Source organism: Streptomyces sp. NPDC042100, from assembly GCF_055582325.1.
Window position 1 is genome coordinate 50,414 of record NZ_JBVJDK010000008.1, and the last position, 14,297, is coordinate 64,710.

Here is a 14,297-nt window from a genome sequence, read left to right on the forward strand (position 1 = left end):
CCTCAGACTCCGTCCTCGCGGCCGGGCGGCAGCGAGGGCCGCCGCCAGGCGTGAATGTCCCGCGGCCAGGAGGTGGCCGCGTCCCACAGCGGGCTGTTGCCGGTCAGATGGCGCCCCGACAGCTGGCGCAGCTCGTGCGCCAGCTTCTCGGTGACGTCCTCGTCCGGCAGGGCGAGCGGATCGGTGAGCAGCCATACGGCGTGCAGCAGGCGCCGTACGGACAGGTGGAGTTCGGTGGTGTCGGCGTCGAGACCGGCGGGCAGCCGGTCCGGCGTCCGCCGCCCGAGCGCGGCGTCCCGGCGCGGGTCGGGGCCCTCGGCCCCGGCGTCGCGCGGCCGGGGCGCGGAGGCGATGAACCGCAGCCGCCCCAGCCAGCCGACCACGTCGGGCTCGTGGAAGGTGGTTCGCAGATGGGCCACGGCGTCCTCGGCCCGGCCCAGGGCGAGCTCGTGGTAGAGCCGGTACGGCAGGACGGCGGCCGTGTCGTAGTGCCGGTGCAGGGTCTCGTGGACCGCGCGCCAGGCCCCGTGCCGGGGGTCCCCGTCGGCGAAGCGCAGCCGGTGCAGCAGCAGGGCGCGCAGCAGCGGGTCGGCGACGAAGTGCTCGGGGCCCTCCGGCCAGTCCTCGGCGCGCAGCTGGTCGCGGACCCGCAGCGCCATGTCGCCGTCGCGGGACTCGGTGTGCAGCCGGGTCCGGGCGAGCAGCCGGGCCGAGGCCTCGTCGTGGGCGGCGGCCAGCACGGTGAAGGGCTCCAGGCGCGGCTGCGGGAGCAGCGCGGCGAGCAGTGCCGGGGCGACCGGCACCGGGTGGGCGTCCTCGCGCAGCTCGACGTCCAGGTCGAGCAGGGCGCCGGGGGTGAGGTGGGGCCGCCGGGCGCGCGGGGTCTCGGCGGCGGCCAGGCCGAGCAGGGCCACGCCGAGCGGCCGGCCGCCGGTCAGCCGGTGCACGCCCCGGGCCAGGTCGGCGGGGGTGAGCCCGGAGGGGTCGAGCCGGTCGAAGGCGGCCTGGGTCTGGGCGGCGGAGAGCGGGGTGAGCTCGACGGCGAGGATGCCGGAGGTGATGTCGCCGCCGCGCTCGCAGGGCGCCCGGTGGGCGGTCTCGGGCAGCCGCAGCCGGCGGGCGTGCCGCAGCCCCTCGTGCTGCCGGAGCCGGGAGGCGGCGAGGATGACGAGCCTGTCGCGGCGCCCCTCGTGGCGGGCCCGCAGGACCGGCTCGACCAGCCGGCGGCCGAGCTCGACGTGGGCGTTGTCGAGGAGCAGCACCGGCCGGCCGCGGCGGGTGCCGACCCGGGTGAGCCCCTTGTAGGCCTGGCCGAGGTCCTCGACGAGGGCGCCGACCAGGAAGCCCTCGGCCTCCTGGCGGCGTCGGCCGCCCTGCTCGAAGTCGATGGCGAGCTGCTGGAGCCCGGCCTTGCCCCGGCCGCCGGCGTTGCGGTAACTCCCGTACCAGCTTTCGGACTTCTGGTGGAAGCGGCCGAACACCTCCTCCAGGACGGTCTCCACGGTGGCCTCGGCGAGCAGCCCGGCCAGCGGGACGGCGGCGTCGGCGAAGGTGGCGGCCAGCTTGGTGAGGACCTTGGTGACCCAGTTGGTGGCGGCGCCCTTGGTGGCGTCCACGGTGGAGAGCACCGGGCCGAGCCGCTGGAGGTCGCGCTGGGCCCGCTCCTCGTCCTCGTGGCTCCAGCTGATGGAGGCGACCGCGACCAGGCCCAGCGAAAGGCGCGGGAACTGCACGGACTTGGCGCCGGTCACCCGCGGCGACAGCTGCACGGCGAGCTCGGCGAGCGCGCCGGTGAGCTCGGTCCAGCCGGGCCCGTGGTCGGCGGGCGGCTCGATCCGGGCGCAGTCGATCATCGCGAGCGGGGTGGCGCCCTTGTAGGTGGAGCGGAGCTGTTTGAGCAGGGCGGTCTTGCCCATGCCGCGCCCGCCGGTGAAGACGACGACGGGCGGATCCTCGCCGTGCTCGTAGGGGACGCGGGCGAAGTCCTCGCCGCGGAGCCCGATGAGCCGCGCCGCGAGTCCCGTCTCGTGGAACACCGCCTCGCGACCGTAGAGGACTCTGTCCACCCGCCACCCCCGCATCCCACCAGACGTGCCCCGTCACATCCTGAAGTCCAGGATATCGAGCGGGTGTTGGGAAATGCGCAGGGTTTGCGTCCCGGATTTCCCCCGATTTCCGGACCGGTCGGGCCGGCTCACTCCTCGCCGATGTCCTCGTGCCACAGCCCGGGGTTCCGCGCCACGAACTCCCGCAGCAGCGCCTCGCACCCCGGGTCGTCGACCAGCACGATCTCCACCCCGTGCGCCGCGAGCCACTCCCGCCCGCCCGGGAAGGTCCGCGCCTCGCCGATCACCACCCGCGAGATGCCGAACTGCCGCACCAGACCGGAGCAGTACCAGCACGGCGACAGCGTGGTCACCATCGTCGTCCCCCGGTACGAGCGCTGCCGCCCCGCCGCCCGGAACGCCTCGGTCTCGGCGTGCGCCGAGGGGTCCCCGTCCTGCACCCGCCGGTTGCGCCCCCGCCCGAGCAGCCCGCCGTCGGCCCCGTACAGGGCGGCCCCGACCGGGATCCCGCCCTCGGCGAAGCCGCCCCGCGCCTCCTCGGCCGCGACCGCCAGCCACTCCCGGGCCTGTCCGCTGTCCATACGGGGAGGCTTCCCCGTCCGGGGGCGCCTCTCACGCCCCGGGCGGGGGAGGGGGGCCTCCGATGCGCGCCCGCCCCCATCGGCGGCCCCGATGGGCCCATCGGCAGGACGCCCCACCGGCCCGTGGACCGGGGCGGGCGGGCGTTCGTAGCGTCGGCGGCATGAGAAACGAGACCAGGGGAACCCTCGAACTGACCCTCGCCATGGTGCTCTCCGGCACCCTGGGGATCTTCGTCGTGGAGTCGGGGGCCTCGCCCTTCACCGTGGTGTTCTTCCGCTGCCTGTTCGGCGCCCTGGCCCTCGGCGCCTACAGCCTGGCCCGCGGCTTCCTCACCGGGCACGGCTTCACCCCGCGGACCCTGGGGCTCGCCGCCCTCGCCGGCGCGTTCGTCGTGCTGAACTGGGTGCTGCTCTTCGAGGCGTACGAGGCCACCTCGATCTCCTTCGCCACCGTCGTCTACCACACCCAGCCGTTCTTCCTGGTGCTGCTCGGCGCCGTCGTGCTGCGGGAGCGGATCCGCGCGGCACAGCTCGGCTGGCTCGGCGTCGCCTTCGCCGGGCTCGTGCTCGTCTCCGGCGTGCGGCCCGGGGACACCGCCTCGCTCGCCGGGCTCGGCCTCGCGCTGGTCGCCGCCGTGCTCTACGCGGCGGCGACCGTGCTGACCAAGCGGATCACCGGCGTCCGCCCGCATCTGATCGCCCTCGTCCAGGTCGCCGTCGGCATCCCGCTGCTGCTGCCCTTCGCGGGCTTCGGCGAGGCGGCCGGGCTCGGGAGCGGGTGGGGCTGGCTCGCCGGGCTCGGGCTGATCCACACCGGGGTGATGTACGTCCTCATGTACGCGGCCTACGCCAAGCTGCCGACCGCCCGGATCGCGGTCCTCGCCTTCGTCTACCCGGCCGTCGCGATGCTCGCCGACTGGCTGGTGTACGGGCACCACATCGGCCTCGTGCAGGCGCTCGGCGTCCCGCTGATCGTGCTGGCCGGGCTCAGGGTGACTCGGCCACGAGCCGCCGCGCCCGCTCCACGAACAGGCGCGCGTGCGGCGGCAGCCGCTTCCCCCGCCGCCACGCGATCTGCGTGAAGAGGGTGAACGGCGGCTCCCAGTCGAGCGCCGTCAGCTCCCCGGCCGCCAGCTCGGCGGCGACGACGATCCGGGGCAGCAGCGCGATCCCGAGGCCCGCGGCCACGCCCCGCTTCGACGCCTCGATGGTGCCGAACTCCAGGAACTCCGGCGCCCACGGCCGCAGCTCCGCCTCGAACAGGTCCCGGTAGGCGCAGCCCGGCTCGGTGCCGACCAGGCTCGCCGCCGCGAGGTCCGCCGGGCCCAGCCCGGTCCGCCCGGCCAGCGGGTGCCCCGGGGCGGCGACCAGCGCCAGCGGCTCCTCGCCGAGCACCTCGCTCTCCAGGCCCTCGTGGACGGTCTCCCGCTCCAGCAGGAACCCCAGGTCGTAGGTGCCGTCCCGGAGCGCCCGCCGGTTGGCGTCGCCGAGCGTGGGGCGCAGGCTCAGCCGCACCCCGGGGTAGCGGTGGTGGAAGAGCTCCAGGAGCGGTGGCAGCCGGTAGGACGTGAGCGACTCCACAGTGCCGAGCGCGAGGGTGCCGGAGGGCTCGCCGGCCGCCGTGACCGCGGCACGGGCCTCCTCGGTGAGCTCGATGAGCTGCCGGGCGTACGGCACCAGGCGCTCGCCGGCCTCGGTGAGCCGGATGCGGGAGCCGAGCCGCTCGAAGAGCTCGACGCCCAGGGAGGACTCCAGGGCTCTGATCTGGGCGGTGACGCTGGACTGCGCGTAGGCCAGCTCGGCCGCGGCGCGGGTGAAGGAGAGGACGGTGGCGACCTTCTCGAAGGTGACCAGGAGCCGGGGCTCCATCAGCCCTCGGCGTCCTCGCCGCGCTCCCGCCTGCGCAGCTCCTCCTCGCGGCGGCGCAGATCGGCCTCCCAGTCCCTGAGGTGGGCGTCGTCGGCCTTCTCGGCCCGCTCGGGCCGCTCGGCAGGCGCCGGCCGGTCCCGCTTCTCGTCGCGGAGCGACTTCAGGAACTCGGGGTTGTCGTCGGGGGCGACCCAGCCGCCGCCGGAGCGGCCCGCGGCGGTCCGGCGGCGCTTGCCCGCGGCGAACCAGACGACCGGGCCGACGATCCAGAAGAGCAGGATGATGATGACCCAGACCACCTTGGGCAGGTGCTTGGTGTCTTCCTCGGACGTGTTCAGGCAGTCGATGAAGGCGTAGATCGTCAGCGCCAGTGGCAGGATGAACATCAACGCCCTGAGCATGTGGGACAGCCCCCTGGAAGCAGCGGCGGGAGCGCGTTCGACGGCCCCGGTGACACAGCCAGCGTAGCCGGTGCCCGATACTTGCCCGTATGGCTTACGACGATCTCCGCTCGCTGCTCAGGGCGCTGGAGCGCGAAGGCGACCTCAAGCGCATCAAGGCCGAAGTCGACCCGTACCTGGAGGTCGGGGAGATCGTCGACCGGGTGAACAAGGCGGGAGGCCCGGCGCTGCTCTTCGAGAACGTGAAGGGCTCCGCCATGCCCCTCGCGATGAACGTCTTCGGCACCGACCGCCGCCTCCTCAAGGCCCTCGGCCTGAAGTCGTACGGGGAGATCTCCGAGAAGATCGGCGGGCTGCTCAAGCCGGAGCTGCCGCACGGCTTCGTCGGGGTCCGGGAGGCCTTCGGCAAGCTGGGCTCGATGGTCCACGTGCCGCCGAAGAAGGTGAAGGACGCCCCGGTCCAGGAGGTGGTCCTGACCGGCGACGACGTCGACCTCGACCTGCTGCCGGCGCTGTTCACCTGGCCCAAGGACGGCGGCTCCTTCTTCAACCTGGGCCTCACCCACACCAAGCACCCCGAGACCGGGGTCCGCAACCTCGGCCTCTACCGCCTCCAGCGGCACGACAAGCGCACCATCGGGATGCACTGGCAGATCCACAAGGACAGCCGCAACCACTACGCGGTCGCCGCCGCGAAGGGCGAGCGGCTGCCGGTCGCGATCGCCTTCGGCTGCCCGCCGGCCGTGACGTACGCCTCGACGGCGCCGCTGCCCGGGGACATCGACGAGTACCTGTTCGCCGGCTTCGTGCAGGGCAAGCGGATCGAGATGGTCGACTGCAAGACCGTTCCGCTCCAGGTCCCCGCGCAGGCGGAGGTCGTGATCGAGGGCTGGCTGGAGCCGGGCGAGATGCTGCCGGAGGGCCCGTTCGGCGACCACACCGGCTTCTACACGCCGCAGGAGCCCTTCCCGGCGCTGAAGATCGACTGCGTGACGATGCGGAAGCGTCCGCTGATCCAGTCGATCGTGGTCGGCCGCCCGCCGACCGAGGACGGCCCGCTGGGCCGGGCCACCGAGCGCTTCTTCCTGCCGCTCCTCAAGATCATCGTCCCGGACATCGTGGACTACCACCTGCCGGAGTCGGGCGGCTTCCACAACTGCGCGATCGTCTCGATCGACAAGAAGTACCCGAAGCACGCGCAGAAGGTGATGCACGCCATCTGGGGTGCCCACATGATGTCGCTCACCAAGCTGATCATCGTGGTCGACAAGGACTGCGACGTGCACGACCTGCACGAGGTCTCCTGGCGCGCCCTCGGCAACACCGACTACGCCCGCGACCTGACCGTCGTCGAGGGCCCCGTCGACCACCTCGACCACGCCTCCTACCAGCAGTTCTGGGGCGGCAAGGCGGGCATCGACGCCACGAAGAAGCTGCCCGAGGAGGGTTACACCCGCGACGGCGGCTGGCCCGACATGGTCGAGTCGGACCCGGCGACGGCGGCCCTGGTGGACCGCCGCTGGAAGGAGTACGGGCTGTGACCACCGCCGCGGTCCCCGGCGCCCAGCCGGGGCGGACGAAAGCCTTCCTGCGGCTGGTGATGATCGAGCACTCGGTCTTCGCGCTGCCCTTCGCGTACATCGCCTCGCTGACCGCGATGTACCAGCTGGACAAGGAGATCCACTGGGGGACCCTGTTCCTGGTGACGGTCTGCATGGTGGGGCTGCGCACCTTCGCGATGGCCTGCAACCGGATCATCGACCGGGAGATCGACGCCCGCAATCCGCGCACCGCGGGCCGCGAGCTGGTCACCGGCGCGGTCTCGGTGCGCTCGGCGTGGACCGGCGCCGGTGTCGCCGTCGTCGTCTTCCTGGGCGCCGCGGCCCTGCTCAACCCGCTCTGCCTGGCGCTCGCGCCGCTCGCCGTGATCCCGATGGTGGTCTATCCGTACGGCAAGCGGTTCACCAACTTCCCGCACGCGATCCTGGGTCTCGCGCAGTCCATCGGCCCCATCGGCGCCTGGCTCGCGGTCAGCGGCGAGTGGTCCTGGGACGCGGTGATCCTGGGGCTCGCGGTCGGCATCTGGATCGGCGGCTTCGACCTGATCTTCGCCTGCCAGGACGTGCGGGCGGACCGCGCGCACGGCGTGATGTCGGTCCCGGCCCGCTTCGGCGTCCCGGCCGCCCTGTGGGGCGCCCGCGCCTCCGCCGTGGTCACCACGGGCCTGCTGGTCTGGTACGCGCTGGCCACCGACGCGGGCGTGTTCTTCTGGGCCGGTCTGGTGATCGTCGCGGCGGCGTTCTGCTACGAGCACTCGATCGTCAAGCCGAACGACCTGTCCCGCCTGAACCGGGCCTTCTTCACCGTCAACGGCTTCATCGGGATCGCCCTGTTCGTGTGCGCGCTGCTCGACCTGCTGGTGCGCGGGCTGTCCCTGTAAGGGGCGGCTAGGCTCGTCGGCGTGGAGCAGGTGAACAAGCAGCAGCGTCGTCCGTGGGTCGTCGGGGTGTCGGGGGCGTCGGGGACGCCGTACGCCGCCGCCGTGCTGCGAGGGCTCCTCGCGGCCGGGGAGAGCGTGGACCTCGTCGTGTCGCGGGCCTCGCGGCTGACGCTGCTCGACGAGACGGGGCTGCCCTTCCGGGACGCGCGCTGGCGCGAGGACCTGGCGGCCTGGCTGGCCCGGGGCGCGGACGGGAAGCCCGGCACGTTCGCGCTGCCGGACGGGGCGCTGGACGACGTGCGGTACTGGCCGGCCGGGGACCTGGCGGCGGGGCCGTCCTCCGGCTCGTACGCCGTGAAGGGGATGCTGATCGTGCCGGCGTCGACGGCCGCGGTGGCGGGGGTCGCGCTGGGGCTCTCGAAGGACCTGCTGCAGCGGGTCGCGAGCGTGACGCTCAAGGAGCGGCGGCCGCTGGTCGTCGCGGTGCGGGAGACCCCGCTGAACGGACAGACCCTCCGGCACATGGTGACGCTGGACGAGGCGGGCGCCGTGGTGCTGCCCGCCTCTCCGGCGTTCTACGCGGGGGCGACGCACATCCAGGATCTGGTGGACTTCGTCGCCGGGCGGGTACTGGACGCGGCGGGCGTGCCGCACGCGTTGTACCGCCGTTGGGAGGGAGAGCTCGGTGGAGCCCTCCGTCCCGCTGATTAGCGCTTCTTGGCGCGCTTCTTCGCGGCGCGCTTCGAGGCGGGGTTCGACTGGTGGGCACGCGAGCGGTTGGCCATCTCCTGCAGCTCGCGCATACGGGCGTAGGCCATCTCGATCGTGTACACGGTGATCACCACTCCTGAAAGATCGTCTTTGATCCACTGAAAGATTCACAGGGTGTCGTCCCTGTGTGCCTTAGATTCTATACCTATACTCGCGGTATCGCTGGACAATGGAAGGCTTCATACCTATGGACGCCGTGGACAGGCAGCTCATCCAGGCTCTGCGCGAGAACGGCAGGGCCTCGTACGCCGAGCTCGGCCGCCTCGTCGGGCTCTCCGGCCCCTCCGTCACCGACCGCATCAACCGCCTGGAGGCCGCCGGGGTCATCACCGGCTACCGCGCCACCGTCGACGCCGCCTCGCTCGGCCTCGGCGTCACCGCCCTCATCGGCATCTCGCTCTCCGACGCCGCCGACCACGAGGACGTGGCCCGCCGGCTGAAGGACCTGGCCGAGATCGAGGACTGCTGGTTCATCGCCGGCGACGACTCCTTCATGCTCAAGGTCCGCGTCAGCGACGTGGACGGCCTGGAGAAGACGATCCGCAGGCTCAGCGGCACCAAGGGCGTCTCGCGCACGCGCACCACGATCGTGCTCTCCACGAAGTGGGAGAACCGGGTCGGGGACCTGCCGGACGAGGGCTGAGCCGTAGCGACATGGGGGCCCCTCCCGCCCGGGGGGCGGGGGAGTACGGTGGGCGGGCCTTGGTTTCGGAGAAAGAGGAGGCAGCCGTATGGACGCGGGGCTCAAGCGGGAGCTGGAGCAGAAGGTCCTCGCCGGTGAGCGGCTGAGCCGTGAGGACGGCATCGCGCTGTACGCGTCGGACGATCTCGCCTGGCTCGGCGGACTGGCCCACGAGGTCAGGACCCGCAAGAACGGCGACGTGGTGCACTTCAACGTGAACCGTCATCTGAACATGACGAACGTGTGCACCGCCTCCTGCGCCTACTGCTCCTTCCAGCGCAAGCCGGGGGAGAAGGACGCGTACACCATGCGCATCGAGGAGGCCGTGCGCCTCGCGAAGGCGATGGAGAACGACAACCTCACCGAGCTGCACATCGTCAACGGGCTGCACCCCAGCCTGCCCTGGCGCTACTACCCGCGCTCGCTCTCCGAGCTGAAGAAGGCCCTGCCGGACGTCTCGCTGAAGGCGTTCACCGCGACCGAGATCCACCACTTCGAGACCATCTCCGGCCTGTCGGCCTCCGAGATCCTCGACGAGCTGATCGAGGCCGGCCTGGAGTCGCTGACCGGCGGCGGCGCCGAGATCTTCGACTGGGAGGTCCGGCAGCACATCGTGGACCACCGCACCCACTGGGAGGACTGGTCCCGGATCCACCGGCTCGCGCACGAGAAGGGGCTCAAGACCCCGGCGACGATGCTGTACGGGCACATCGAGGAGCCGCGCCACCGCGTGGACCACGTGCTGCGGCTGCGCGAGCTCCAGGACGAGACCGGCGGCTTCCAGGTCTTCATCCCGCTGCGGTACCAGCACGACTTCGTGGACATGAAGGACGGCAAGATCCGCAACAAGCTCCAGGCGCGGACGACGATGGCGACGGGAGCCGAGGCCCTGAAGACCTTCGCGGTCTCCCGGCTGCTCTTCGACAACGTGCCGCACGTCAAGGTCTTCTGGGTGATGCACGGCGTCCAGACCGCGCAGCTCGCGCTCCAGCACGGCGCGGACGACATGGACGGCTCGGTCGTCGAGTACAAGATCACGCACGACGCCGACAACTACGGCACGCCGAACAAGCTGGGCCGTGAGGACCTGCTGGAGCTCATCCGGGACGCCGGTTTCCGGCCGGTGGAGCGCAACACGCGCTACGAGGTCATCCGGGAGTACCCGGGCCCGGACGCCGAGCGCCGCGAGGCCCCGCAGCCGATGCGCTTCTGACCCGGTCTCAGTCCAGAGGCAGCAGCATGACGACGTCGTCGCGGTCGTCGCCCGGGGCCACCCGGATGGCGCCCGGGACGCGGCCCACCTCCTTGTAGCCGGCGCGCGCGTAGAAGGCCTCCAGCCCCATGCCGCCCCGGCAGGTGAGCCGGATCGCCTCGATGTGCCCGAAGCCCTCGGCGGTGCGGGCGGCGCGCTCGGCGGCGGCCATCAGCTCGCGCCCGTACCCCCGGCCCTGGTGCCGGGGGTGCACCATCACCGTGTACAGCCACACCCAGTGCGTCATCAGGGGGTGGCTGTTGTGCGTGAAGAAGGCGGTCGCGGCGACCTTCCCGGCCGCGTCGCGGCCTACCAGCAGCCGCGTGGTGCCCTGCGCCATCCCGGTCAGGTGGTTCAGCAGCGCGGGCCGGATGTCCTCCGGGGTCACCGGCGGGACGAAGCCGACCGAGCCGCCCGCGTTGGAGACGTCCGCCCAGAGGGCGAGCACCTCGTCGCGGAGCTCGGGGCCGACGGACGGATCCAAGGTGAAAGTAAGGGTCATAGGGGCACTCTATCTATTACTTAGTAGAGCGCTCAAGGATCTCCAACTTTTGGACGTCCGGTTCGGGACCTTCGGCCGTCTGTTGGGGATAAGGGCGGGCGTAGTTTGTGAATGTATTCACGAGCTCCGCCCGGGGCTCCTGAACAGGGAAGAAAGGCTGTAGTCATGGCTGTCCACACGCCGGAACGTCACACCGCCCGCGGCATCGCCGGCCGGCCCGGAAGCCAGGACGACGTGCTCGTCCGCTCGGGCCCGACCCGCGCCCTGCTCGGCGCCTCGCGCGTCCTCGTCGGCTTCTTCTTCCTGTGGCCGTTCCTGGACAAGACCTTCGGACTCGGCAGGACGACCCCGTCGGCCGGAGCCTGGATCAACGGCGGGCACCCCACCGAGGGCTTCCTGCTGCACGGCACCAAGGGCCCCTTCGCCCACATGTTTGACTCGGTCGCCGGCACCTGGTGGCTGGACACCCTCTTCATGGTCGGCCTGCTCGGCGTCGCCCTGGCGATGATCCTCGGCATCGGGATGCGCGTCGCCGCCGTCTCGGGAACGCTGATGATGGGCTTCATGTGGATGGTCACCCTGTGGCCGGACAGCAACCCCTTCATGGACAGTCACTGGATGATCGCCCTGGTGCTGCTCATCACCGCCGCCACCGGCGCGGGCAGCTACTACGGCCTCGGCGGCTGGTGGGCCCAGCAGCGCCTGGTCCGCGAGCACCGCTGGCTGATCTGACCCCCTCCGGGGCCACCCCCGGTCCACCCCGGGCCCACCCCGACCCCGGTCCCGACGAGCGTCCCTCCCCGTGCTTCACTGGAGGGACGCTCGTCCGGTATGGGAGGGAACATTCATGCTCCGCTACACCCTGATGCGCCTCGGCATCTTCGCCGGCAGCTTCCTCGCACTCTGGGGCCTGGTCTACGTCGGCGTCCTGCCGCGCGGCCTCGGCGACTCCAACCTGCTGTGGGTCCTGCTGCTCGCGGTCGTCGTCTCCGCCCCGCTGAGCTTCGTGCTGCTGCGCAAGGTCCGCGACGAGGCGAGCGCCGAGATCGTGGCGAAGGTGGACCGGGGCAAGGCCCGCCTCGCGGCCAACCGGTCCCAGGAGGACGCGCTCTGAGCCGTGCCCCGCGCGGCATAAGGGCCGCGTAAGGCACCTCACATCCTCGCCCCGGGCGGGAGCTTCCAAGGCCCCTGCCTGGGGTTTTCTGTGTTTCCAAGGGATTCGGGCGACGCCTATCCCAAAGAACCCCTTTGAGGATCTCAAAGTTCAAGTGTTAACGTGTTCGACATGAAGACAGCAGTGCGCCACCTCCATGCCGCGGGCACCCCGCTCGTGGCGCGCCTGCATGTCGACCTGTGCCGCTGTATGTCCGCGGTCTGTTGCCGCTAGGTCCGAACCCGGCATCATGCAGCGGTCCGCGCGTCGAGCGCGGTGTGCCGCACCCCCGTCCCCGTATTTCCCGATACGCACCGCTGGAGTGTGTCTGTGTCCGCGTCCTCGTCCGCGCCCGTGGCGAAGTCCCGCATACCCAAGGTCCCGTTCTGGGCCCAGATCGTCGCCGGTCTCGTCCTCGGCGTCCTGCTCGGCTGGCTGGCCCGCAGCCAGGACATCGGCTGGCTGAAGGAGACCCTGGTCCAGGTCGGCGGCATCTTCATCCAGCTCCTGAAGCTGGCCGTCGCCCCGCTCGTCTTCTTCGCGATCCTGGTGTCGATCACCAACCTCCGCAAGGTCAACAACGCGGCCCGGCTGGCCGCCCAGACCCTGCTCTGGTTCATGATCACCTCGCTGATCGCGGTCGGCATCGGCCTCGCCATCGGCCTGCTCACCAACCCCGGCGCCGGCACCGGCCTCACGCCGAAGGACGGCAAGCTCCCCGAGCACCAGGGCAGCTGGATCGACTTCCTCACCGGGATCATCCCGACGGACGTCATCACGCCCTTCACCGAGCTGAACGTCCTCCAGATCGTCTTCATGGCCGCCGTCGCCGGCATCGCCGCCCTGAAGCTCGGCGAGAAGGCCCAGCCGATCCTCTCCCTCTCCGAGTCGGTCCTGGAGCTGCTCCAGAAGGCCCTGTGGTGGGTCATCCGGCTCGCCCCGATCGGCACCGCCGGCCTCATCGGCAAGGCGATCGTGAACTACGGCTGGGACCTGCTCGGCAAGTACGCCACCTTCACCGCCGACGTCTACATCGGCTGCGCCCTGGTCCTCTTCGGCGTCTACCCGCTGCTCCTCGCGACCGTCGCCAAGGTCAACCCGCTGCAGTTCTACAAGGGCGCCTGGCCCGCCATCCAGCTGGCCTTCGTCTCCCGCTCCTCGGTCGGCACCATGCCGGTCACCCAGCGCGTCACCGAGCGCCTCGGCGTCCCGAAGGAGTACGCCTCCTTCTCCGTGCCGTTCGGCGCCACCACCAAGATGGACGGCTGCGCCGCGATCTACCCGGCGCTCGCCGCGATCTTCATCGCGCAGATCTTCGACGTCCAGCTCGGCGTCAAGGAGTACCTGCTGATCGCCTTCGTCTCGGTCATCGGCTCGGCGGCGACCGCCGGTCTCACCGGCGCGACGGTCATGTTGACCCTGACCCTCTCCACGCTGGGCCTCCCGCTGGAGGGCGTCGGCCTGCTGATGGCGATCGACCCGATCCTCGACATGATCCGCACCGCCACCAACGTCGCCGGCCAGGCGCTCGTCCCGGTGCTCGTGTCCTCCCGCGAGAAGATCCTCGACCTCGCCAAGTACAACTCGGCCTCGGGCTCCCCGGTCGACGAGCTCGTCGACGCCCGCGAGGCGGAGCAGAAGGTCGCGGTCCCGGCCGCCGCCTGACACCGCGCCGCCGCACCCCGTACGTGAGGCCCGCACCCCCTGGAATTCGCCGCAGGGGGTGCGGGCCTCACGGCTTTCCCGTCACGGGGCGGACGGCTCCCGGGGCTCCGGCCCGGCCCCGGCCGGCTCCGGCGGCTCTCCCGGGCCCGTGCCCGGCTGTGAGTAGAGGATGTCGCGGGCCTGTTCGGCGGCGCGCATGATGCTCTCGCCGATGAAGTCGACGAAGCGCGCGATGGTCTCCAGGCGCGCGGCGGCCGGGGTGTCCGGGCCGAGGACGGCGATGCCCTGGCGGGCCGTCTCGGCGAGCTTGAGGTTGGCGCGGGCGCCCGCCACGGTGCCGTGGTACCAGACGTCGTTGTCGGCCGTGTAGCGCTCCCGGCGGCGCTCGTCGCGCTCGCGCCGGACCAGGCCCTGGGCGTCGAGGAAGGTGATGGCCTTCGACACGGACGCCGGGCTGACCTGGAGGTGCCGGGAGAGCTCGGCCGCGGTGAGACTGCCCGAGTCGCTGGTGTAGAGCGCCATCAGCACCCGGGCCATCATCTTGGGCAGGCCCTGCGCCATCAGCAGGGTCGTGAACGTCTCCTCGTACTCCCGTACGGCCTCGGGGTCGCGCCCGTGCGCCCGCGGGGCCGCCGCCCGTCCCTGCGGCGCGGGCTGCCGGCGCTGGTGGGTGCGGCGCTCGGTGGCGCGCTGGGCCAGGTCGGCGCGGTAGGAGCCGGGGCCGCCGTTGCGCATGACCTCGCGGGTCACGGTCGAGGTGGGGCGGTCCAGGCGCCGGGCGATCTCCGCGTAGGCGAGGCCGTCGCCCAGTCCCAGCGCGATCTGCTGACGTTCCTGCTGGGTGAGTCTGCCTCCCGGCATCACGGTCTCCCTCGGTGCGGCGCTGTCTGGGCCTGTCTGTGCCTGTCTGTGCCT

16 protein-coding genes are annotated in these 14,297 nt (G+C 71.7%); 9 read left to right on the forward strand and 7 right to left on the reverse strand.

All coding sequences use genetic code 11. From position 1 onward, the window contains the following. Positions 1-2: 2 nt before the first annotated feature. Positions 3-2,066: a hypothetical protein gene (locus ACZ6J5_RS19190; RefSeq protein ID WP_469392983.1), complete on the reverse strand. Its 2,064-nt coding sequence runs from the start codon at positions 2,064-2,066 to the stop codon at positions 3-5. 128 nt (positions 2,067-2,194) lie between these two features. Further along, positions 2,195-2,647: a nucleoside deaminase gene (locus ACZ6J5_RS19195; protein WP_469392985.1), complete on the reverse strand. Its 453-nt coding sequence runs from the start codon at positions 2,645-2,647 to the stop codon at positions 2,195-2,197. A gap of 161 nt (positions 2,648-2,808) precedes the next feature. On the opposite strand from ACZ6J5_RS19195, the gene ACZ6J5_RS19200 reads away from it, so the two are divergent. Further along, positions 2,809-3,729 (forward strand): DMT family transporter, encoded by a 921-nt coding sequence (locus tag ACZ6J5_RS19200; RefSeq protein WP_469392986.1) that lies wholly within the window; start codon positions 2,809-2,811, stop codon positions 3,727-3,729. Here the strand turns inward: ACZ6J5_RS19200 and ACZ6J5_RS19205 are convergent. Beyond that, the gene (locus tag ACZ6J5_RS19205; protein ID WP_469392987.1) at positions 3,635-4,516 is read right to left on the reverse strand and encodes a LysR family transcriptional regulator; all 882 of its coding nucleotides are present in this window, start codon (positions 4,514-4,516) and stop codon (positions 3,635-3,637) included. The two genes, ACZ6J5_RS19200 and ACZ6J5_RS19205, sit on opposite strands and share 95 nt — an antisense overlap. Then, entirely contained in the window at positions 4,516-4,917 is a 402-nt protein-coding gene (locus ACZ6J5_RS19210) for a PLD nuclease N-terminal domain-containing protein (protein ID WP_469392989.1), read from the reverse strand. The genes ACZ6J5_RS19205 and ACZ6J5_RS19210 overlap by 1 nt, the downstream gene beginning before the upstream one ends. Positions 4,918-5,006: 89 nt before the next feature. Here ACZ6J5_RS19210 and ACZ6J5_RS19215 point away from each other — a divergent pair, with 89 nt between their 5' ends. From ACZ6J5_RS19215 to ACZ6J5_RS19225, 3 genes are read left to right on the forward strand one after another with little or no spacing between them, the layout of a single operon-like run. Further along, the gene (locus tag ACZ6J5_RS19215) at positions 5,007-6,458 is read left to right on the forward strand and encodes a menaquinone biosynthesis decarboxylase (RefSeq protein WP_469392991.1); all 1,452 of its coding nucleotides are present in this window, start codon (positions 5,007-5,009) and stop codon (positions 6,456-6,458) included. Next, the gene (gene mqnP / locus ACZ6J5_RS19220) at positions 6,455-7,357 is read left to right on the forward strand and encodes a menaquinone biosynthesis prenyltransferase MqnP (RefSeq protein WP_469392993.1); all 903 of its coding nucleotides are present in this window, start codon (positions 6,455-6,457) and stop codon (positions 7,355-7,357) included. The genes ACZ6J5_RS19215 and mqnP overlap by 4 nt, the downstream gene beginning before the upstream one ends. Positions 7,358-7,387: 30 nt before the next feature. Further along, entirely contained in the window at positions 7,388-8,068 is a 681-nt protein-coding gene (locus ACZ6J5_RS19225; RefSeq protein ID WP_469393575.1) for a UbiX family flavin prenyltransferase, read from the forward strand. On the opposite strand, the gene ACZ6J5_RS19230 is transcribed toward ACZ6J5_RS19225, so the two are convergent. Next, a complete protein-coding gene (locus tag ACZ6J5_RS19230; RefSeq protein ID WP_165590983.1) occupies positions 8,065-8,202 on the reverse strand; it encodes a hypothetical protein in 138 nt (45 codons plus the stop codon). The two genes, ACZ6J5_RS19225 and ACZ6J5_RS19230, sit on opposite strands and share 4 nt — an antisense overlap. A gap of 113 nt (positions 8,203-8,315) precedes the next feature. On the opposite strand from ACZ6J5_RS19230, the gene ACZ6J5_RS19235 reads away from it, so the two are divergent. After that, complete coding sequence (locus tag ACZ6J5_RS19235; protein ID WP_469392995.1) at positions 8,316-8,771, forward strand: Lrp/AsnC family transcriptional regulator; 456 nt, start codon at positions 8,316-8,318, stop codon at positions 8,769-8,771. Between the two features lie 88 nt (positions 8,772-8,859). Next, positions 8,860-10,023 carry an aminofutalosine synthase MqnE gene (gene mqnE / locus ACZ6J5_RS19240; protein ID WP_469392997.1) on the forward strand — a complete coding sequence of 388 codons (1,164 nt, stop codon included), beginning with the start codon at positions 8,860-8,862 and terminating at the stop codon, positions 10,021-10,023. Positions 10,024-10,030: 7 nt separating this feature from the next. Here the strand turns inward: mqnE and ACZ6J5_RS19245 are convergent, their stop codons facing one another. Continuing rightward, a complete protein-coding gene (locus ACZ6J5_RS19245) occupies positions 10,031-10,564 on the reverse strand; it encodes a GNAT family N-acetyltransferase (RefSeq protein ID WP_469392999.1) in 534 nt (177 codons plus the stop codon). Between the two features lie 165 nt (positions 10,565-10,729). Between ACZ6J5_RS19245 and ACZ6J5_RS19250 the strand changes: the two genes are divergently transcribed. The 3 genes from ACZ6J5_RS19250 to ACZ6J5_RS19260 all read left to right on the forward strand — a co-directional run bounded on the left by ACZ6J5_RS19250 (position 10,730) and on the right by ACZ6J5_RS19260 (position 13,382). Continuing rightward, on the forward strand, positions 10,730-11,296 hold the full coding sequence (locus ACZ6J5_RS19250; protein WP_469393001.1) for a hypothetical protein: 567 nt from the start codon (positions 10,730-10,732) through the stop codon (positions 11,294-11,296). A 115-nt stretch (positions 11,297-11,411) separates the two neighbouring features. Then, complete coding sequence (locus tag ACZ6J5_RS19255) at positions 11,412-11,678, forward strand: DUF4229 domain-containing protein (RefSeq protein WP_469393003.1); 267 nt, start codon at positions 11,412-11,414, stop codon at positions 11,676-11,678. A gap of 363 nt (positions 11,679-12,041) precedes the next feature. Continuing rightward, entirely contained in the window at positions 12,042-13,382 is a 1,341-nt protein-coding gene (locus ACZ6J5_RS19260; RefSeq protein WP_469393005.1) for a dicarboxylate/amino acid:cation symporter, read from the forward strand. 81 nt (positions 13,383-13,463) lie between these two features. On the opposite strand, the gene ACZ6J5_RS19265 is transcribed toward ACZ6J5_RS19260, so the two are convergent. Further along, positions 13,464-14,243: a GbsR/MarR family transcriptional regulator gene (locus tag ACZ6J5_RS19265; protein ID WP_469393007.1), complete on the reverse strand. Its 780-nt coding sequence runs from the start codon at positions 14,241-14,243 to the stop codon at positions 13,464-13,466. Positions 14,244-14,297 lie beyond the last annotated feature (54 nt).